Consider the following 20,486-nt stretch of genomic DNA (forward strand, 5'->3'; position numbering starts at 1 on the left):
ATAATTTAAATATATCACTTATTATATCTACTTATTAATAAAAGATTATTATTTTTGATATTTGATTTATATATCTTATAAATCTTCTTTATTAAATATTATTTTAAAACATGCACCATAGTAAGTAGAATTATTACATTCAAATTTTTTATTAAAAACACTTATCTTGGCATGATATTTATCTCTTAAAATTTTATTTACTATAGATAAACCTAATCCCGTACCAAGAGATTGTTGTTTCGTTGTAAAGTAAGGCTCAAATATTCTATCCATAATCTCATCAGCTATTCCTCCTGCACTATCTTTTATAGTTATCTGTAAAGTATCTTTTATTAGTTTTGTTGTAATAACTATAAATCTATTTTCTTCTTCGATATTTGTTATTAAAGCATCTTTCGCATTATTCAAAAGATTTATAAAAGATTGTACTAATTCATTTTTAATAGCATGTATAGTTATATCTCCTTCATAATTAACAATTAAATTAATATAATTGTTTTTTAAAGAAGCTTCTGTGAGATTTATAGCAAAATCAAGTGCATCTGTAATACTTGTAAGCTCTTCAGTTTTATCATTTTTAATAAAATTTCTAAAATCATCTATAGTTTTTGATAAATATTGTGCACTATTATTAATACTGTTCATACTATCAACTAATACTTTATCAGTCAATACTCCAAACTCTTTTTGAAATAAAACTCCTGTGGATGCTGTTGAGATTATACTTAAAGGTTGTCTCCATTGATGTGCAATATTTCCTATCATCTCACCCATAGAAACCAATTTAGATTGCTCTTCAATAAATTTAACATCTGATATATTTTTTGTAACAATTAAAAGTCTTTTTTTATCTGGTAATAAACTAACAGACATATTTACATAAATTATATTATTATTTTTAGTTAAACATCTTTTTTCAAAATTAGTAATAAATCCTTTTTCTAGTAATCTTTCTAAACCTTCTATTGATTTTTCTTTATCTTCTGGAATAGTTAATTCTATACAAGATTTTTCTAATAATTCTTCTTTTGTAAACCCTAACATTTCACAATAAGACTCATTACAATTTAAGAAATTTGATTCTAAATCTATAATTGCAATTCCATCTTTTGAAAAGTTAAAAATGGTTTCAAATTCTTCTTTTTGTTCTAATATTTTATCTTGGTATTTTTTAATCTCAGATATATCCCTTGAAATACCAAGCACACCATATATGCTTCCATCATTTAACATTACTTTTGTTTTAATTGTGTGAGAATATTCTGTATGACCATCTTTTGCAAAAGTCAATTCTTCATAATTTGAAAGGGGTACATCACTATGCATAGCTTTTATATCATGTTTTCTAAAAAAATCTGCAAGTTTTTCATCTACAAAATCTTTATCAAATTTCCCAATTATTTCACTTTGTTTTGCACCATATAAATCTTCAAACCTTTTATTACATGTCAAATATTTACCATCAGCATCTTTTATCCATAAAGCATCTAGCAATGAGCTAACAATAGTAGATAGTTTTGTTTTTTCTAGTTCTAATTGCTCATATTGTAATTTCATTTTTTCTTCAACAATAAATTTATTAGTTATATCCATAGCATAACCAATGGTTCCAAGAAGTTTTTTTTCTTTATTATAAACAGGTGCTTTAAAAGTCTCAAACCATTTTATTTGATCTTTATCTAAAATCTTTTCTTTTACAAGTTTTGCTTTCCCACTTTTTAAAACCAATTTATCATCATGTACATATTTTTTTGCTAATTTTTCATCTGACCAAACATCAAAATCATTTTTACCAATGGTTAAAGAAGGCTCATTTATAGTTGTTGCATTGGCAAAAGATTGATTTACAGCTAAAAAATTACTATTTTTATCTTTTAACCAAACTAACATAGGAAGATTATCTATTAGTGTTTGATAATAAATAAGATCTTTTTCTTTTTCAATTAAAATCTCTTTTTCTAAAGTACAATCAGAAATATATCCAATAAAATGACTTACTTCACCTTTATTATAAATAATCCTTATGTCCATTTTAATCCATTTGTAAATACCCTTATTGTTCCTTATTCGATAAGGTTCAGGCGTAAATTCAAGTTTTTTTTCAGATACATTATTTTTTATTTCAGAAATAATTTTTTTTAAATCGTCAGGGTGAATTAAATCAGAATAAATAGTTTTTCTATTTATAAAGTTTTCTTGACTAAATCCTAAAATTTTTGAGATATTTTTTGAGATTGCATGGATAGTATAGTTTTCATCATTTTTCCAAATAACAGCAGACACAGTTAATGTGTTAAAAAATTCATTTTCAATTAATTCTAAGCTTGCGGTTAATAATTTAATATTTGTCATAATAAAACCCTAGAACACTTTTATATTCTTATTTTATCTTTTTACAAATAATTTTACAAATGAAATAATTAATTTTCTTTAATTATTTCATTTTTTCTTTTGAATAATTTTTAATTTATCCCATAGGATAAAGAATATCTTTTTGAATCTCTTCTATTTTTTTCATTAATTCATCGTCAATTTTAAATTTAAATGCTGCTAATGATTCATCTAATTGCTCAACTTTTCTAGCTCCAATTATTGTAGAAGCCACAAAATCAAAATGTTTTGAATAAGCAACAGCTAGAGTTACTGGTGAAATTCCATACTCTTTGGCTAATTCAAGATATTTTATAGTTGCTGCTTTTGTTTTATCATTTACAAATCTTGTAGCTTGTGCTTGAACTCTTGGATTTTCATGTTTCATATAAGCGCTAAATCTTGCATCATCTGGATAAAAAGCATTATTGTATTTTCCAGATAAAACACCTCCACCTATTGGAGAATATGGTAAAAGTGAAATTTTTTCATTTTTACATACTGTAGATAATTCATCTAAAAATCTTGGATTTAAAAGTGAAAAGTTATTTTGAATTGATTCAAATCTTGTGATGTTTCTGTTTTTTGAAGTTTCATTTGCTTTTGTAAGACCATAAGCTGTGTCGTTTGATGTTCCTATATATCTTACTTTCCCTTCACGAACTAGCTCATCAAAAGCTTTAAGTGACTCTTCAATAGGCACTATAGTATCAGGCCAATGCATTTGATAAAGGTCAATATAATCAGTATCAAGTCTTTTTAAACTTCCTTCAACTGCTCTTTTTATATGAAAAGAATCAATTGCAGTAAGACCATGCCTTGTTGGTGGAACAAACCAACCTGATGCTGCTCCACTTACTTTAGTTGCAAGTATTATAGAATCTCTTGCTTTTGTTTTTAACCATTCACCAACTATTATTTCAGTAGTTCCTTCATATGATTTTTTGGGAGGAACAGGATAAAGCTCAGCTGTATCATAAAAATTTATTCCATTTTCATAAGCTTTATCGAGTATTTTAAATGCTTCTTGTCTTGATGAGCTTGAACCAAAAGTCATAGTTCCCATACAAATAGATGAAACTCTTAATCCACTTTTTCCTATATATCTAAAATCCATAATATTTCCTTCAAATTTTTAATAAAAAATATTATAACGATTTAAAAAAAACAGATGGATTAAATTTTACTCCATTATACAAATTTCTTTTTTATTCATATGAATAATTGTTTGTCTAGCAACTAAAACTATAATTACACTTGTAATAACCATTAAAATATAAGATAATATTGCATAAAAACCTTTATGTGTTAATTCATACATTAAAACAGTTGCAAGTGTAATAGCAGCCATTGGGAAAGTAAATGCCCACCAAGATATAAAAAACTTAATGTTTATAAAATTTTTATACATCACAAATACTAAAATAGTAAAAAATAGCCCTAAATTAAATAAAATCTGTGCAAAAAAATCCAAGTTTCCAGTTAATTTAACATAAGAAATAAATCCAATAGCAGGAGGTGCTATAAGTATAAAAAGTGTTGGCATAAATTTTGGTGCAAATTGATTGTGAAAAATAATTCTATTTAAAATAATAGAAAATAAAATAATCCAAAAGAAAATACCAATTGAAAAATAAAAATATAAAACCGAATCATCAATAAAACCTTTTCCAGCAATAGGAACAATTAAGTTTCCGACAATTGGTATGAACCAAGCAGGATTTGAGTGTTGCATTTCAAGGTTATTATTTATCCAAAATTTAATAGTATAAAAAGTGAAAAAAATATGAAAAACCGCACCAACAATAAAAAATATTTGAGCTAAAGGGTCAATTGTATTTCTATAAATCATTGATAAAATAAGTATTGATATAGAAGAAGCTGCAAAAAAATTAATTCTAATTGGATGAGAAAACTCTTTTTTTACTTCATTTTTGTGTTTCATAATCTTTAATAAATAAAAATACAAAATTATAAAAAATATAATTGTAGTACAAATCATCATAACTAAGTAAATAATAGAAGGAAGAAATAAAGCTTCACTTACTTTTTTATATACTAAAGTTAAACCTGCTAATCCCATAACAATGGCAAACATCATTATGGGAAAGAACTGTAATCTATCTGAGGGGATTGATTTTATCATCTCTTCTTGTTGCATTATTAAATCCTATTAAGAATAATTTATTATAATTAGAAAAAAAATTCAAAGGCAAGTTTTGGCAAAAATCAAAAAATCAACAATAGACTTAAGTAAAGAAAATCTAACTTTTGAAGAGAGAAATCAAACTATAAAACTACTAAATTTTAAAACTGATACTATGAGTTTGGACATTGCAATCTTTGAAAAAGATAAATTTATCAAAAATAGTACTATGGTCTTTGCTCATTTACCAAAAAAACTAAAAGCTAAGCTAAATCCAACTTGCAAATAAGGTTTTTTCTAAATATTTTTATAATTATAACTTATAAAAATTAAAATTTGTTTATATTTTAATAAGTAAAAGTTATAATTTCTCAATAATTTACAATATATATAAATAACTCATAAAAATGTCAATAAATTGTAAATAAAACACTTGTAAAAAAGTTTACACTTAAAAAGTATAATTGACAATTATAATTATTTTAAAAATTTATAAACTTCAATTTAGAGGAATTAAAATGAAACTATATGCTCCTTGGGAAAAAGCTTTCAAAAAAGTATCAACTCCATTTGAAGAGTTTTTACATGCACAAACTACAACAGGTTTAATATTAATTGTGATGACAATTATTGCATTGATATTAGCAAATACATCTTTATATGAGACATATTCACACTTTTTTCATATGAATATTGATTTTAATGTTGGTTCATGGGCTCTTTCACATTCACTACATCATTGGATAAATGATGGTCTTATGGCAATATTTTTCTTTCTTATTGGACTTGAAATAAAAAGAGAAATAACAGCAGGTGAACTTTCTAATTTAAAAGTTGCAATATTACCTATTTTAGCAGCAATTGGTGGAATGGTATTTCCAGCACTTATTTATACAAGTTTAAATTATGAAACAGTTGGAAGTGCTGGTTGGGGAATCCCAATGGCAACAGATATTGCCTTTGCAATTAGTGCTTTAGTGTTATTAGGGAAAAGAGTACCAACCGCCTTAGTTACATTTTTAGTTGCCCTTGCTATTGTAGATGATTTAGGTGCAGTGATTGTAATCGCACTATTTTATACAGATACAATTAATATGATGGCTTTAAGTTTAGCTGGATTAATGTTTGTACTTATGCTTGCATTTAACAGGTTTGGTATTCATATGCTTTTACCTTATTTTATTGTTGGCTTATTAATGTGGTTTTTTATGCTTGAATCTGGCGTTCATGCTACAATTGCTGGAGTTTTAGCAGCACTTGCAATTCCTTCAACTCCAAAAAGAGTTCCATCGACTTTAACAAAAGAAGCTAAAGTTCTACTAGATGAGTACGATAAATATCCAGTTGATGAGAACTATCAAATAAATGAAGAACAAAAAAGAATATTAACTAATATTAGAAATAAAATAAATGAGGTAGAAACTCCAGCAGCAAGACTAGAACACAATTTACATCTACCTGTTGCACTTATTATCATCCCAATTTTTGCATTGGCAAATGCAGGTATAAAAATAGATTTTAGTTCTATTAGTACAACAATTGTAGAACCTGTATCATTAGGAATTATATTAGGTTTAATCTTTGGAAAAGTGATTGGTATTTTTGGAGTTTCTTATGTGGCTGTGAAATTAAAAATTGCTCAACTACCAAAAGACAGCACTTTAAGTCAAGTATTTGGAGTAGCATTTTTAGGTGGAATTGGATTTACTATGTCTATATTTGTAGCTGATCTTGCATTTATAAATAATCCCGAATTAATTTTACAAGCAAAAATTGGAATCCTAAGTGCTTCTTTATTTTCAGCTTTATTTGGGTATCTTTGGCTAAGAACAATAAGTAAAAAATAAAGGTATTTAATGAATAAAAATGTTCTTTTAATTGAAGATAATCTTGAGTTACAAAATTTAATTAGTAGTTTTTTAAAATCTTATGATTATGATTGTGTTGTTTTTTCTAAGCCTTTAGAAGCACTAAAAGATTTTGAAGAAAATCACCATCTATACTCTATTGTAATTTTGGATTTAGGACTTCCAGGGATGGATGGTTTTGATTTATTCAAAAAATTAAAAGAGATAAAAAATATACCAATCATCATCTCAACAGCAAGAGATGATATAGGAAATAAAATTCATGGTTTTGAACTAGGTGCTGATGATTACTTAGCAAAACCTTATGAGCCAAGGGAATTAGTTCTTAGAATTGATGCTACACTAAAAAGATATATAAATGATGACAAAATCAAAATAAATGATTTAACTATTGATTTAGATAAAAAAAGAGTTTCTTTAGAAAATCAAGAAATTGAATTTACAAAAATAGAATCGGAAATCTTTTTTATGTTTATAGAAAATATGAATAAAGTAGTCTCAAGAGAAGATATAGTTAATCAAACTTCCCTAAAAAAGGATACAAAAAATAGAACTATTGATATGCATGTAAGTAATATTCGGTTTAAAATAAATGATGATTCTAAAGAGGCTAAATATATAAAATCTGTTTGGGGAATAGGATATAAATTTACAAATGACAATTAAACAAAGACTTTATATATCTTTTTCTTTAATCCTATTTATATTAATGTTTATAATAGGTGTGTTTTTTTATACCCTATTTAATTTAAATGAAGTTCATAATTCTCAAAAACACAGATATGACCAAATAAGAAGAGTTGAAAAATTAAAAGAGTACAACAACTCTTTTTCCTGGATTGCACTTGATATTATCACTGATTATGAAAAAATGAATATTGTAAAAAAAAGATTGGAAAAAGCAAATGAGCTTTTTCTAAATCTAAAGTCTCAAAAAACTGACACTATAAATAATTCAGAATCAATAAAAGAAAAAGAGAATTTAGAGTTAATATTTCTAGAATTTGAAAATATAGAAAAATTAATCAAACAAGAACTTTATGAGCTTGTTTTAAAAAAAGAAGAAAAAAACTTCAATTTATTTAATAAAAAGTATGAGCAAATAAGTACTCTTATTCAAAAACTTTTGATTGAAGAGATAGATTATTTACAAGATGAGTTAAATAAAACAGAAAAAAACACAGAAGATTTCATCGAAACTATAAAACTAGAATTAGTAATTTTACTTCTTGTTGCAATTATCATCTCATTTATAATTTCAGGAAAAATCATTAAAGAGATTAAAGACAAACTATATAAACTAAATGTAGGTGTGCTACAACTTTTTAAAGATGATGAGAATAGTATTAAAGTAGATATTGGAGAAAATAACGAGCTAAGTGAAATAACAAACAATCTAAACTCATATCTTGAAAAACAACATGAAATTATTCATTCAAGAGAAGAGCTTTTAAGAAATATTAGCCACGAACTAAAAACTCCCATTGCAAAAGGTAAGTTTTTACTTGAAAATCTAAAAAGTAAAAATGCAAGTAGTGAAATTTCAAGTATAAATCGAGTATTTTCGGATATTGAAGAGCTAACAAGTAAACTATTACAAAGGGAAAAACTAAATTTTGCTACATTAAAATCTTCTGAATTTAAAGTAAGTAGTTTGATTTTGGAAGCCTTATCAAAACTATCTATTGATGATGAATCAAAAATAAAACTAGAGATAAAAAATGATTTTTATATTCTTGCAGATAAATATTATTTAACAATTGCTTTAAAAAATTTAATTGATAATGCCTTGAAATATGCCGAAGATTTTCCCATTGAAATTGAAGCAAAAAACAATAGATTAAATGTAAAAAATATTGCTCAGAAATTGTCAAATGACCTTATTTATTATATAAAACCATTTACTAGAGACACAAATCAACAATCAGGTCATGGATTAGGATTAAATATTGTAAATAAAATTATTCAAAAGCATAATTTTAAATTGGAATATGATTATAAAAACTCTCAAAATATCTTTTCAATAATTTTTAAAAACATCTAAAAACGTCAAGAAAGTGTAAATAATTTGCACATTTTAAAATTGACACTAATTCTATATAATTATTTATATCGATAGTTGAAATCAATTAAAAGGAATTATAATGGAAGTAGTTAGAAATTTAGTAATCTTAGTGGCAGTTTCTTTTACTGTTATTGGTTTTATAAGCGCAAGTTTTTAATTCCAAATTTTCTTTCTCACTATGAAAAATAGTGAGTAGAATAACTTAAAAATTTAGTAATATTCTTTGTGTAATACCTTCTTTATCGAAAATCTAATATAATACGGAAATTTTAAAAATATAAATAAGGTAAATAATGGGAAGAGCAAATACTTCAAGTGTAGATACAACAAAAGGCGAAAAACTAGCAAAAAGAATGACTCAACAAACTAACACAGTAAAAGCATCTTTTTCTCCTGAAGAAGCAGCAAAACAACAACAAATAATAAATGCTAGAAAAGCTGCAAATGTTGAAGCAAAAAAAGAAAAAAGAAAAAAGAACGCAAAACTAGCTAAAGCTGCAAAGAAAAAGAATAAAAAGTAATAAATGAATTGGTTAGCACACGTTTTCTTATCTGAGCAAAAAATAGATTTCCAAATTGGAAATTTTCTTGCTGATCCACTTAAAGGTAAAACTTGGGAAGATGCAAGTATAGATATGAAAAATGGAATGGCTACACATAAAATAATTGATTCATATACAGATTCACATGAAATAGTCAGTTGCAGTAAAAGAAGGTTAAGAGAAAAAGGTTTATTAAAACCAGTTATTATTGATTTAACTTATGATTATTTTTTGACAAAAAACTGGGATGAATTTTGTAAAACTTCAATAAATGAATTTTCAAAAGTTTTTTATCATCAAGCAAACAAAAGAACACCCTATTTCCCAAATCATGTAAATATTCCTATTTATAATATGATTGATAGGGATTTACTAAACAAATATCACAACTTAAATCAATTAAAAGCTTCTTTTGAAAGAATGGATACAAGACTCTCACCAAGATTAAAACAGAGAGAAACAGCCGTAAGTTACTTTGATAATGTGGTTGAAAATATAGATTTATTGGAAGATGATTTTTTGAATTTCTTTCCTCAACTTTGTCAAACTGTAAAAAAAGACTTAGATCATAACAAATTAAAACATTGGAATTTATAATAAAAAAGCTATATATAATAAGACATGCGAAATCCGATTGGAGTGATGACACTTTAAAAGATTTTGATAGACCTTTAAATAAAAGAGGTTTAAAAAATGCACCATTTATGGGAAGTTTATTAAAAAATAAGAATATTAATCCAGATTTGATTTTAAGCTCACCTGCTCTTCGAGCTATAACAACTGCCGAGATCATTGCAAATAGAGTTGAATACAAAAATAACATAGAAACAAATAAAAGTATCTATGAAACTCCTTATTCTACTTTAGAAAAAATTATCTATGAAATAGATGATAAAAATAATTCAGTTTTTTTCATAGGACATAATCCTGGACTTTCTGCCTTAATAAATCATTTATGCCAAACTAATTTAGATATTCCAACATGTGCAGTTGTGGAAATCTCTTTTGATACTGATTCTTGGGAAAAAATATCAAAAAAGAATACTGCTTTGATTTCATATGAATATCCTAAGAAATACACATAAAAATTAATTTACTTCTATTTGTACTCTTTTCAAATCAGGATAAAAAAATACACTAAAAGGCAGAATAAAAATCAAGAAAAGCCATAATTGTTTATTTTCTCTTTTTTTAAATGTATTTCTTATAATTGAGATAAAAGAATAAGCCCAAATTAAAAACTAATTTAGAACAATCAAACCTACAATTAATACCATTAAAAATATTAAATTCATTAAAAATAAATAGCAGCCAGCGCCTAATAGTAATAAATTTAAAATAATTTGGATAAATAATATTTTTGGCTTATATTTTATCTTTTCATTTTCTTTTAAATTAAGTATTCAAAAAACATATATTCTGAATTTATCATATTATCATATGCAATATGAGCTTCTCGTTTTCTTAAAGTACTTTTTAGATAACCTTTAATTTTATTCATCTTTATTCTAGTATGATGTATTTTATAATTATTTGTATCTAATTGCATTTTTACCTCATAATAAATTTTACTATATTTTATTTCTTCTTCTTACTAATAAATAAACAAAAAATGGTGCTCCAATAAATGCAGTTACAACTCCAATAGGAAGGGATGAATCAGTATTTAAATTTCTAGATATTAAATCAGAAAATACTAGAAATATTCCCCCAAAGAAAAATACTGGGAAAAACAATTTATCAGCGCTTTGCTTATAAATAAGTTTAATAATATGAGGAATTACAAGGCCAATAAAACCTATGGGTCCCACAAAACTAATACAAACTCCAACACTTAAAGATACTACAACTAAAAGTAAAAGATTTATTTTATGAACATTTAAACCTTTTAAAAATGCTGTATCATTAGAGAGTAAAAGAAGCTTTATTTTTTGTTTATTTAAATAAATTATTGCATAAAATATCGCACTAACAAGCATAATAATAAGCACAGAATTAAAGCCAACTGTATCTAAACTTCCTAAAGTAAATCGGACAATCGAATAGTTTTCTTGTAAATTACTCATATAAAAAACTAACATCAAAGCAGAACTGTAAAAATATGATAAAGCGATACCAACTAGAAGAATTGAATTAGTAGAAACAGCAATTGAATTTTTATTTATCTGTTTTGAAATAAAATATAAAATCAAAATAGTAACAATAGAGCCAAATACAGATGAAATTGTCATATACATAAATGGAAAAAATACTATAGAAATAGCTGTAAAAAGTGTTGTTCCACTAGCAATTCCCAAAGTATAAGGAGTGATTAATTCATTTTTAAAAATAATTTGAAAAATCAAACCACCTAAAGCTAATATCCCACCAACAAAAAAAGCCAAGACAACCCTTGAAACTCTTAAATCCCAAAATATAGTAAAGCTAGTGCTTGAACTATCAAAAATATCTTCTAAAGATAAGGCTATCTCTCCTAAAAAAGGTGAGCTTACTAGAATGATAAAACTAATTAAATATAAAAAGAACTTCATAGATTTACCACCAAATGATTATCTAACTTTCTAATAGTATCTTTGTAAAACCTTTTTAAATTTTTATTATCAAAAAACTCATCATGTGAACCAAAGAACTCTATGATTCCATCTTTTAAAAATAAAACTTTATATTTTAAAGCATAGGCTAAATCAAGATTATGTGTAATAACTATTTTTTGATTTAATAAATCGCCATTAAAAATATCAAAAACTTCTTTTAAGCGACTAATATCAAGATTTGCAGTTAACTCATCAAAAATAGTAATCTCAGCATCATGTATCATACTTGAAGCTAAAAGTAAAAGCTGTTTTTCTCCTGAACTAAATGATTTACAAAACTTATTCTCTAATTTTCTCAAATTCAAAAGTTTTATTACATTATCTATTTTTTCATTATCAACAGATGAGATAAAAGATAATTCTAAAAACTCTCTTAAAGTTATATATTCATCAAAAATAGAAAGCTTTGGTGGTATGTAATTTACTAAAAAAGCTCTTTTTAAATAATCCATTTTATTAATATTTTCATTAAATATTTTAACTTTATCATTTTCTATTAAATTTGATAATACCTTTGCAAGGGTTGATTTTCCAGCACCATTTTCACCTAAGATAATCAAATTTTCATTATCTTCCAATCTAAATGAAATCTCATGCAAGATTGAACTATTATAATTATTTATTTCTAACATTTTCTAATATCTTTTTAAAATCATTTATGAAAAACTCAACTCTTTGACTTGGAATTCCAGCATATAGTTTGTCAACAGTATAAATATTGTCAGTTTTTGAAGCATTTACAGGCAAGTCTTTCCAAGCTTTTATAATCTCTTCTTGCTCTTTTATATCACCTTCTAAAAAAGGAGTTAATAAAACTATAACATCAGGATTCATTCCTATTATTTTTTCAGTATTTACAACAGGTTGTGCAGGATTTGTAGAATAATATGCATTTTCGTTTCCACTTGCTTTTATAATATCTTCAAAATATAGATAATTTCCTGTAATATAAATTTGGTTTGATAAACTTTTTTTAGGACTAATTACTATTAAAATCTTTTTATCTTTTGTTATTGAATCTAAAGATAATAAGGCATTATCTATATTTGAAATAAGCTGTTTAGCTTTTTCTTCTTTTTTAAAAAATATTCCTAAGTCATTTATGGTATTTTTAATTGATGAGATTGTATTTGTTTTATAAATCAAAGTTTTAATATTTAAAGAATTAAGATTAGAATTTAGTTTATTATCATAATCTTGACCTATTACAACAGTAGGTTTTACTTCAAGTATTTTTTCAAGTGAGATATTGTTATATCCACCTATTTTTTCTATATCTTTTGACTCTTCTGGGAAATCACAAAATCTAGTATTTGCAACTACACTTTTGCCCTCACCTAAAGCAAATACAATCTCATTTATTGAAGGGGAAAGAGTTACTACTCTTTCCCCTGCAAATAAATTTACACCTAAAATTAGTATAAATAAGAATCTTTTCATCTTAGAAAGTAGCCTTTAAGCCAACATAAGCACTTCTTTCAGCAGTTGCATAACCATCAACTGTTTGATAGTATTTATCAAATAAATTATTTACTTTTAAATATGTAGAAAAAGTTTTATTAATTTCATAGTTTACGACTGTATTCCAAAGTGTGTAGTTTCCCGTTTCTGCAGATACATCATATGTTCCAAAATCATATTGAACTCTATCTCCTACATATTCTCCATTTACATTAAAATGAAACTTACTAATTCCATAATAATCAAGTCCAAATTTCAAACTATCTTTCGCTCTTCTTTGTAATCCTTTATCATTATCATCTTTTGCAGAAGTGTATGTATAACTCAAATTAGCCAATAAATCATCATTAATTTTCGGTTTATAAGCTAATTCCATTCCTTGTAAAGTTACATCACCATCCATATTATAATAACTATATGATGAACTATTATATTCAATCATATCTTTTATAGTATTATAAAAATACGTTAAAGATATGTCTTTATATGCTAATGTAATATCATTGCTCTTAGTTGATTCAGGTTGTAAATCAGAATATCCAGCATAAGAATCATAAAGTTTATAAAAAGTTGGGACATTATATGAAGTACCGTAATTTGTTGATAATGATAAGTCTTCTAGGAAATAATGTTTTATTCCAATTTTTCCAGTTGTTTTATTATTAAATAAATCATAATTATCGTATCTTAAAGATTGAGTAAAAATAGTGTCATTAAATTTTGTACTATTTGTAATAAACAATCCTTTATTATTTAATTCTTTATTAACATCATTTTTATGGTTTGTAATTTTATAATCTGTACCAATTTGAACAAAAGAATTATTATTAAAATATGGAATTGTTGCATTTGTACCATACTCTTGTAATGTCCCATCAAACTCTTTTGTATATCCAGTTGGATCATCTCTATTAATTTTTGAATAATTTGTATAAAATTTTAAATCTGAATATTCATTTTTATTTAGATAATTTAAAGAACTATATGTATTCTTAGTTTTTAATTCGTCACCTGTACTATTTGCTGATTTAATTAAATTTTTTGAATAATCAGAATTATAGACAGTATTATCATATTCACTTTTTGTATTAATTATATTATGATTTAATTCTAATCTATTATTTTCATTAATATTAAATCCAGATTTTAAATTTACAGTTGTATTATCATAAGCATCATCTTCATAATTATCAATATCCGTCCCACTTGGTGCTTGCGTTGTAAAACCATTTGTATCTAATCTTGTTATATTTAATTTTATATCAAAATCTTTATTTTTATGAGAAACTCCAGCATTTACTTTTTTTGTATTATATGAACCGTATTCCGTAGAAACATTAGTATGAGTACCTTCTTTTGCTGAAGATGTGATTATATTTATAACACCTGCATTTGCATCAGCACCCCAAATACCACTTTGAGCACCTTTTACAACTTCTATTTGTTCAATATCATCTATCATTAAATGTTCAAATGCTGCTCCACTTATTCCTGTAAAATCGTTATAATTAATACCATCTATTAATACTAATATTCTTTGAGAATCAAAACCTCTCATAAAAACAGAAGTACTTTTTCCTAATCCACCAGTAGAAGTAACATTAATACCAGCAAGTGTATTTAAAGCTTCACTTACAATTGTAAAATGTCTCTCTTGGATCTCTTCTTTTGTAATAACTTCAACATTAGAAGTAACATCTTTGATTGATTGAGTTGATTTTGTAGCACTTATAACTTCGATAGTTTCTAAGTTTTGAGCTGAAAAAAGGTTTGTTGTTGCTAGAAGAACGCTTGCAACTAAGCTTATAGATAATTTTTTTTGCATTTTTTATTTTCCTATTATTTTATGTTTATATGTTATTTGTTGAATATAGTTTTACTGATTTTAATTGCTTTTTTAGCAGTAACTTTGTGATTTTTGGTATTTCATCTAATAAAATAGCATGTATCATGCAGTTAAAAGATTGCAGTTTTCTATTAACTGTTGCTATTAGAATTCCAAAAAAACTAAAGTATTTTTTAGTATTGTGTATCATTATTATTTCCTCCTTTTCAAAATTTTCTTTTTATTAAAATTAAATATGACAGCTTAGTATAGATTTTGTGGGATCTACTAAATATTCATAACCTAAATATGCTATATAAAATCCAAAAGCAATAACTAAATATGAAGCTAGCTTTATGAATAAATCTCTAAGATTTGATTGTTTAAATAATCCTACAAAAAAACCAAGAGAAAAAAGAGCAGGAACGGTGCTCAGTCCAAAAATAAACATTACAAAAGCACCCCAAAAGGCACTTCCAGTACTTGCAGCTGTAATTGCGAATACATATACAAAACCACAAGGAAGAAGACCGTTTAGCATTCCTAAAAGATAAAAACTAAAAAGTGAATCTGAACCTAAAAGTGATTTAAAAGTATTTTGATAAAGTGGTGATTTTGAACATGAATGCTCCAAAATAGTTAAAAATTTAATTTTACCCATAAGTGAAAGTCCAACTAAAACCATCATTGCACCCGTAATTAACAAGAATATTCCACTTGTCATATTATCAAATGTTACAACTCCACCAACAAGCCCAAATAAAGCTCCTAAAATACTATAAGTTGTAATTCTTCCAAAAGAATAAAGTAAATGTGCTGTTGCTTGAACTTGTTTTGACCAAGTACTTCTAATTTTTGTACTTGAATAGGCTATAACAATTCCACCACACATTCCCACACAGTGACCAAAAGAGCCTAGAAAAGCAATTGTTATAATTGATATTATGCTTATCGTTTCCATTATTTACCTAATAACTCTTTTCTTATATATGGGTTTCTTAAGTCTTCATTTCTTAGTACTTTAATCGCCATTTCATCAAAAGTTATAAAACCATCTTGTTTATTTTCATAAGCACCAAATCCATACTTCATAGGTGTTATATCAGTTCTTGAATACCAAGCAAGTCTACCATCAATATATTTTTTCGTATCTTTACTCATAACCCAAATTTTTGCATTATCTTTAAAGCTTTTATCTTTTATCCAGTTTGCCATTCCACCATGATCATGGAAAAACCATGTTTTACCATCGGAAGCTACAACTTGAGAAGCATAATCCATACTATCGATTATCATTCCACAATCACTATCTTGGTATTTACCTAAGATTATTTCAAGTGGGGTTTGTTGAAGATTTCCTTCTTTTAGTACAACCATTTGTTTTTTATTTGACATTGATAAAAATATTATAATTATTATTGCAATTATTACTATTAGTGTTAATATTGGTAAGATTTTTTTCATTTGAACTCCAAAATAGAATTAGTATTATATTCACTTGTATATAAATATTAGTTTATCTCCTATTGTAGAGCAATAAAAAAGGCCTTACAGAGGGAGAACTGTAAAGCCTGTATTCAAATATATTTCATAAATATAGGATACCCAATAAATGTATTTAGTAGGTAGGAGGATTTAATATAAATATCCTATAAATGAATTCTAGCAACTTGTTTGTTAAATAATTGTTAAATCAAGACAATTTTTATCCTATTTGTTACTTTTCTTTACTTTTTTATTTAACTAAGGCCATTCTTGAATATAATCCAGCTGTTGTTGTATATCCAACTTCTGTAAATTTTATATTTTTTTCTTTATCATAAATAAAAGTTGTTGGAAAAGCTTTAATATTAAATTTACTTGAAAAGTCTCCATTTTCGTCATTTACAACTCTAAATGTCAAGTTATTTTCTTGTAAATATTTTTTTATCTCTTCTTTAGTTCCTGATTGAAGTGCGATTGTAATAACTTCATAATCTTTTGAAATCTTTTCAATATTAGCGGCTTCAAATTTACAAGTAGGACACCATGTAGCCCAAAAATGAATAATCAAAGGTTTATCTTCTAAAACTTTATAAACACTTCCATCAAGTAAAGTAAAAGTATTTATATCTAATTTATCTTTATTTAAATCAAGTGAACGATAATAACTTAATGCATTCATAAATATTGCCAAAAGAACTAAGGATATCAATCCTTCTTTAGCATATTTTTTTATTTTTTCTTTCATTTTTTTCCTTAGAATAACTAACAATAACAGTATATTCAATATTATTGCAAAAAATCATTTAGTAAGTGTAAAGTACATAAAAAAAGACAAAGTAGCAAAAAACTATTAAGCACTTTTATGGTAATCTCTCCATTAAAAAAAGTAACAATTTTGAAGGATATAAATGCGTTTAATAATGTTTGATATGGACGGAACGCTCATAGATAGTGGATTTGCAATTACAAATACAATAAATTATGTAAGAGTTAATTTGGGATTTGAAGAATTAGAAAAAAGTTATATTTTAGAAAAAGTAAATGACCCAAATATTAATTCTTCAGAATTTTTTTATGGAACAAAAGAGTTTACAGCTGAACAAACGAGACTTTTTGAAGAGTATTATAATAAACATTGTTTAAGTGATTTAGTTGTTTATGATGGTATTTCAAAACTAATTGATGATTTAAAAAATGATTTTACACTTGCCGTTGCAACAAATGCAAATTCACAATATGCTCATAAAATGCTAAATCATGTGGGACTTGGACATCATTTTAAAACTATTTTAGGATATGACAGTGTTTCAAAACCAAAACCACATCCTGAAATGGTAAATAAAATTTTAGATATTCACAAAATTTCAAATATAAATGCTCAATTAATAGGTGATTCACATAAAGATATAATGGCTGCGACAAAAGCAGGTGTTGATTCTGTTTTAGTAAATTGGGGATTTTCAAATCATGAAAAAGATGCTATAGAAACAGTATCAGAACTTGAAAAAAGAATACAAGCTAAATTTAAATAGCTTTAAAAATATAGGTTAAAAAATGTTTGAAGCAATAAAAAACTTATTTAAAAAACAAGAAACTTTCCCTTGTATTATTTGGGATGGTAAGATTATGAAATATTTAGATTTAACACAAAAACAAATAGATGAGATGAATAATAACTCAGAAAAATATCCTGGTTGGAGAGTTACAAAAAAAGAGGATTGTTAAAATCCTACTTTTTTTCGTAACTTACAAACTTGTAAGTACCTTCTGCTAAATCTTCCACATCAAAACTATCAAATTTTACTCTATGAAGTGTAAGTACCCTATTTCCAACAGCTCCAAACATTCTTTTTACTTGATGATATTTTCCTTCACAAATTTCTAATCTTACTTGTGTTGGAGTTATAACTTCTAATTTTGCTGGAAGTAATGGTTTTGTTTCACCATTTAACATAAGTTCTCCACTTGCAAATATTTGCTCTTCATCACCTTTTAGTGGAACTGCTAATGTTGCTTCATAGATTTTTAAAACATCACTTTTAGGGCTTGAAAGTTTATGATTTAAAGCTCCGTCATCTGTTAGAAGAATAGCTCCCGTTGTATCAACATCAAGTCTTCCAATAGTAGATATTTTTGGTTTTCTTCTATTCCATCTATTTGGAATTAATGCATAAATTAAACTTCCTGCATCATTATGTGAGCATATAAAACCTGCTGGTTTATTTAATAATACTGTGATAGTTTCAGGATCTATTGGCTCTTTATTTATTGTAATATCATCATGATATGCTTTAGTTGATGGGTCAAAAACCCTCTTATCATTTATACAAAGTTCATAAATTCTAAGAAACTTCCTAGCTTCACTTCTTGTACAATATCCTAAACTAGAAAGATGTGCATCGATTCTTTTGTAACTATTTGCCATATATTATTATCTCTTCTTTTTAAATTGGCTTGGATATTAACATTTTTTTCAATAAAATACAACTATGAAATTAATTGATAAAAAATATGCAGTCTATTTACTAGATGATGAAAACTTTGATTTTCCAACTCTTAATATGATGAAAGATGATTTAGTGGCTATTGGTGGGGATTTTCATCCACAAAGAGTTTTAAATGCCTACGAAAATGGTATCTTTCCTTGGTATGTTGATGAGTACAATTATATACATTGGTTTAGCCCTCAAAAAAGAATGGTTTTAAAACCACAAGATATGAAAGTATCAAAAAGTCTTAAAAAATCTATAGCAAATAAAGGCTTTGTAATAAAATCAAATGAAAACTTTGAAGCTGTGATAAGAGCCTGTTCTGAGATAAAAAGAAAACATGAAGCAAGTACTTGGATAAGTGAAGACTTTATTAAAGCTTATACAAATCTACATGAACTTGATATTGCTTTTTCAATAGAGTGCTACTTAGATGATGAATTAGTAGGTGGACTTTATGGGCTTTTAATAGGTGATATTTTTTGTGGTGAAAGTATGTTTGCAAAGGTTACAGATGCATCAAAAGTAGCATTTTATCACCTTTGCCAACAAGCAGAAAAAAATGACATTAAACTTATAGATTGTCAAGTTTATAATGACCATTTAGCAAGTTTGGGTGCAAGTGAAATAAGTAGAGAAGAGTATTTTAAGATTTTAGAAGAATCTAGGGACTAAGTAGACTTTCTACTTTTTATCCCAAGCTTTTTGCTCTTCTTTTGATAAAAAAGTCCAAGCTATAACTCTACTTATTTTTTGACCATGTGCCATATCTATAGTTTTATATTCCATAACTTCTATATCTTCAAGTGCATCATAAATAAAATCTAAGTTTTCTTTTCTCGATACTAAGGTTGTAAACCATAAACAGTTTTTTGAGAACTCAAAACTCTCTTTTATCATTTTCTTTATGAAAGCAACTTCGCCACCTTCACACCAAAGTTCGTTGTTTTTACCACCAAAGTTTAGATTGTTTTTTGAACTAACTTCTTTTGTTAGATTTTGAACTTTTCTATTGTTTCCTGCAAGTGTATCTTCTAAAGATTTATGAAAAGGAGGATTGCACAAAGTAAAGTGAAACTTATCAGTGCTATTTATGATTCCTTTAAAAATATTCTTTGAATTTTCTTGCAGTTTTACAGTGATATTTCCTTTTAAATATTCATTTGAGTTTATAATATTTTGGGCTGATTCAATAGACGTTTTATCTATATCACTACCTGTAAAACTCCAATCATAAACACTAACACCAATAATAGGATAAATACCGTTCGCACCTATTCCAATATCCAAACCTTTGATATGTTTTCCTTTTGGAATTTTATTACCATTAGTTTTAGCTAACAAATCAGCAATATGATGGATATAATCAGCTCGCCCTGGAATTGGAGGACATAAATAACCTTGAGGAATACTCCAATTTTTCACACTATAAAAATGTGAAAGCAAAGCTTTATTTAGTGCGATTACTGCATCAGGATTTGCAAAATCTATTGAAAGATCACCATATTTATTTGGTTTTACAAACTCATTTAATGAATTTTCACTTTTAATCAAAGCCACAAAATCATATCTATTGTTGTGATAGTTTCTAGGATGAAGTGTCTTTTTTTCTTGTATCTTTTTTGTATTTGACATATTATT

24 protein-coding genes are annotated in these 20,486 nt (G+C 26.0%); 10 read left to right on the top strand and 14 right to left on the bottom strand.

What is annotated here, in order from left to right:
• Positions 1 to 75 precede the first annotated feature (75 nt).
• The 3 genes from AACT_RS08235 to AACT_RS08245 all read right to left on the bottom strand — a co-directional run bounded on the left by AACT_RS08235 (position 76) and on the right by AACT_RS08245 (position 4,531).
• The gene (locus AACT_RS08235) at positions 76 to 2,352 is read right to left on the bottom strand and encodes a PAS domain-containing sensor histidine kinase (protein ID WP_172126338.1); all 2,277 of its coding nucleotides are present in this window, start codon (positions 2,350 to 2,352) and stop codon (positions 76 to 78) included.
• Between the two features lie 115 nt (positions 2,353 to 2,467).
• On the bottom strand, positions 2,468 to 3,487 hold the full coding sequence (locus AACT_RS08240; protein ID WP_172126339.1) for an aldo/keto reductase: 1,020 nt from the start codon (positions 3,485 to 3,487) through the stop codon (positions 2,468 to 2,470).
• 66 nt (positions 3,488 to 3,553) lie between these two features.
• Entirely contained in the window at positions 3,554 to 4,531 is a 978-nt protein-coding gene (locus tag AACT_RS08245; RefSeq protein ID WP_172126340.1) for an SLAC1 anion channel family protein, read from the bottom strand.
• A gap of 58 nt (positions 4,532 to 4,589) precedes the next feature.
• On the opposite strand from AACT_RS08245, the gene AACT_RS08250 reads away from it, so the two are divergent.
• The 7 genes from AACT_RS08250 to AACT_RS08280 all read left to right on the top strand — a co-directional run bounded on the left by AACT_RS08250 (position 4,590) and on the right by AACT_RS08280 (position 10,076).
• Positions 4,590 to 4,805 carry a malate dehydrogenase gene (locus AACT_RS08250; protein WP_172126341.1) on the top strand — a complete coding sequence of 72 codons (216 nt, stop codon included), beginning with the start codon at positions 4,590 to 4,592 and terminating at the stop codon, positions 4,803 to 4,805.
• 229 nt (positions 4,806 to 5,034) lie between these two features.
• On the top strand, positions 5,035 to 6,363 hold the full coding sequence (gene nhaA / locus AACT_RS08255) for a Na+/H+ antiporter NhaA (protein WP_172126342.1): 1,329 nt from the start codon (positions 5,035 to 5,037) through the stop codon (positions 6,361 to 6,363).
• 9 nt (positions 6,364 to 6,372) lie between these two features.
• Positions 6,373 to 7,050 (top strand): response regulator transcription factor, encoded by a 678-nt coding sequence (locus tag AACT_RS08260; RefSeq protein WP_172126343.1) that lies wholly within the window; start codon positions 6,373 to 6,375, stop codon positions 7,048 to 7,050.
• The gene (locus tag AACT_RS08265; protein WP_172126344.1) at positions 7,040 to 8,428 is read left to right on the top strand and encodes an ATP-binding protein; all 1,389 of its coding nucleotides are present in this window, start codon (positions 7,040 to 7,042) and stop codon (positions 8,426 to 8,428) included. Before AACT_RS08260 ends, AACT_RS08265 begins: the two co-directional genes overlap by 11 nt.
• A gap of 314 nt (positions 8,429 to 8,742) precedes the next feature.
• Positions 8,743 to 8,970, top strand: a complete 228-nt coding sequence (locus AACT_RS08270; RefSeq protein ID WP_172126345.1) for a hypothetical protein — start codon at positions 8,743 to 8,745, stop codon at positions 8,968 to 8,970.
• A gap of 3 nt (positions 8,971 to 8,973) precedes the next feature.
• Positions 8,974 to 9,588, top strand: a complete 615-nt coding sequence (locus AACT_RS08275; RefSeq protein ID WP_172126346.1) for an acyl carrier protein phosphodiesterase — start codon at positions 8,974 to 8,976, stop codon at positions 9,586 to 9,588.
• Entirely contained in the window at positions 9,576 to 10,076 is a 501-nt protein-coding gene (locus AACT_RS08280) for a SixA phosphatase family protein (RefSeq protein ID WP_228720463.1), read from the top strand. The genes AACT_RS08275 and AACT_RS08280 overlap by 13 nt, the downstream gene beginning before the upstream one ends.
• A gap of 305 nt (positions 10,077 to 10,381) precedes the next feature.
• On the opposite strand, the gene AACT_RS08290 is transcribed toward AACT_RS08280, so the two are convergent.
• The 9 genes from AACT_RS08290 to AACT_RS08330 all read right to left on the bottom strand — a co-directional run bounded on the left by AACT_RS08290 (position 10,382) and on the right by AACT_RS08330 (position 17,101).
• Positions 10,382 to 10,540, bottom strand: a complete 159-nt coding sequence (locus tag AACT_RS08290) for a hypothetical protein (RefSeq protein WP_172126347.1) — start codon at positions 10,538 to 10,540, stop codon at positions 10,382 to 10,384.
• Between the two features lie 22 nt (positions 10,541 to 10,562).
• Complete coding sequence (locus tag AACT_RS08295) at positions 10,563 to 11,522, bottom strand: FecCD family ABC transporter permease (RefSeq protein ID WP_172126348.1); 960 nt, start codon at positions 11,520 to 11,522, stop codon at positions 10,563 to 10,565.
• Complete coding sequence (locus tag AACT_RS08300; RefSeq protein WP_172126349.1) at positions 11,519 to 12,217, bottom strand: ATP-binding cassette domain-containing protein; 699 nt, start codon at positions 12,215 to 12,217, stop codon at positions 11,519 to 11,521. Before AACT_RS08300 ends, AACT_RS08295 begins: the two co-directional genes overlap by 4 nt.
• The gene (locus AACT_RS08305) at positions 12,201 to 13,025 is read right to left on the bottom strand and encodes an ABC transporter substrate-binding protein (RefSeq protein ID WP_172126350.1); all 825 of its coding nucleotides are present in this window, start codon (positions 13,023 to 13,025) and stop codon (positions 12,201 to 12,203) included. Before AACT_RS08305 ends, AACT_RS08300 begins: the two co-directional genes overlap by 17 nt.
• 1 nt (position 13,026) lies before the next feature.
• Entirely contained in the window at positions 13,027 to 14,871 is a 1,845-nt protein-coding gene (locus AACT_RS08310) for a TonB-dependent receptor plug domain-containing protein (RefSeq protein WP_172126351.1), read from the bottom strand.
• Positions 14,872 to 14,896: 25 nt separating this feature from the next.
• The gene (locus tag AACT_RS08315) at positions 14,897 to 15,082 is read right to left on the bottom strand and encodes a hypothetical protein (protein ID WP_172126352.1); all 186 of its coding nucleotides are present in this window, start codon (positions 15,080 to 15,082) and stop codon (positions 14,897 to 14,899) included.
• A gap of 39 nt (positions 15,083 to 15,121) precedes the next feature.
• Positions 15,122 to 15,832: a sulfite exporter TauE/SafE family protein gene (locus AACT_RS08320; protein WP_172126353.1), complete on the bottom strand. Its 711-nt coding sequence runs from the start codon at positions 15,830 to 15,832 to the stop codon at positions 15,122 to 15,124.
• Positions 15,832 to 16,335, bottom strand: coding sequence for a hypothetical protein (locus tag AACT_RS08325; RefSeq protein ID WP_172126354.1), 504 nt, complete (start codon positions 16,333 to 16,335; stop codon positions 15,832 to 15,834). Before AACT_RS08325 ends, AACT_RS08320 begins: the two co-directional genes overlap by 1 nt.
• Positions 16,336 to 16,606: 271 nt before the next feature.
• Positions 16,607 to 17,101, bottom strand: coding sequence for a redoxin domain-containing protein (locus AACT_RS08330; protein WP_172126355.1), 495 nt, complete (start codon positions 17,099 to 17,101; stop codon positions 16,607 to 16,609).
• Between the two features lie 163 nt (positions 17,102 to 17,264).
• Between AACT_RS08330 and AACT_RS08335 the strand changes: the two genes are divergently transcribed.
• Both AACT_RS08335 and AACT_RS08340 read left to right on the top strand, forming a co-directional pair.
• Positions 17,265 to 17,888, top strand: a complete 624-nt coding sequence (locus tag AACT_RS08335; RefSeq protein WP_172126356.1) for an HAD family hydrolase — start codon at positions 17,265 to 17,267, stop codon at positions 17,886 to 17,888.
• Between the two features lie 22 nt (positions 17,889 to 17,910).
• Positions 17,911 to 18,081, top strand: a complete 171-nt coding sequence (locus AACT_RS08340; RefSeq protein WP_172126357.1) for a hypothetical protein — start codon at positions 17,911 to 17,913, stop codon at positions 18,079 to 18,081.
• Positions 18,082 to 18,085: 4 nt separating this feature from the next.
• Here AACT_RS08340 and AACT_RS08345 read toward each other — a convergent pair whose 3' ends face one another.
• Entirely contained in the window at positions 18,086 to 18,781 is a 696-nt protein-coding gene (locus AACT_RS08345; RefSeq protein WP_172126358.1) for a pseudouridine synthase, read from the bottom strand.
• Between the two features lie 64 nt (positions 18,782 to 18,845).
• Between AACT_RS08345 and aat the strand changes: the two genes are divergently transcribed.
• The gene (gene aat, locus AACT_RS08350) at positions 18,846 to 19,520 is read left to right on the top strand and encodes a leucyl/phenylalanyl-tRNA--protein transferase (RefSeq protein WP_172126359.1); all 675 of its coding nucleotides are present in this window, start codon (positions 18,846 to 18,848) and stop codon (positions 19,518 to 19,520) included.
• A gap of 9 nt (positions 19,521 to 19,529) precedes the next feature.
• Here the strand turns inward: aat and rlmF are convergent, their stop codons facing one another.
• Positions 19,530 to 20,480: a 23S rRNA (adenine(1618)-N(6))-methyltransferase RlmF gene (rlmF, locus tag AACT_RS08355; RefSeq protein ID WP_172126360.1), complete on the bottom strand. Its 951-nt coding sequence runs from the start codon at positions 20,478 to 20,480 to the stop codon at positions 19,530 to 19,532.
• Positions 20,481 to 20,486: the final 6 nt, after the last annotated feature.

The sequence above is a fragment of the Arcobacter acticola genome, from assembly GCF_013177675.1.
Taxonomy (GTDB): Bacteria; Campylobacterota; Campylobacteria; order Campylobacterales; family Arcobacteraceae; genus Aliarcobacter; species Aliarcobacter acticola.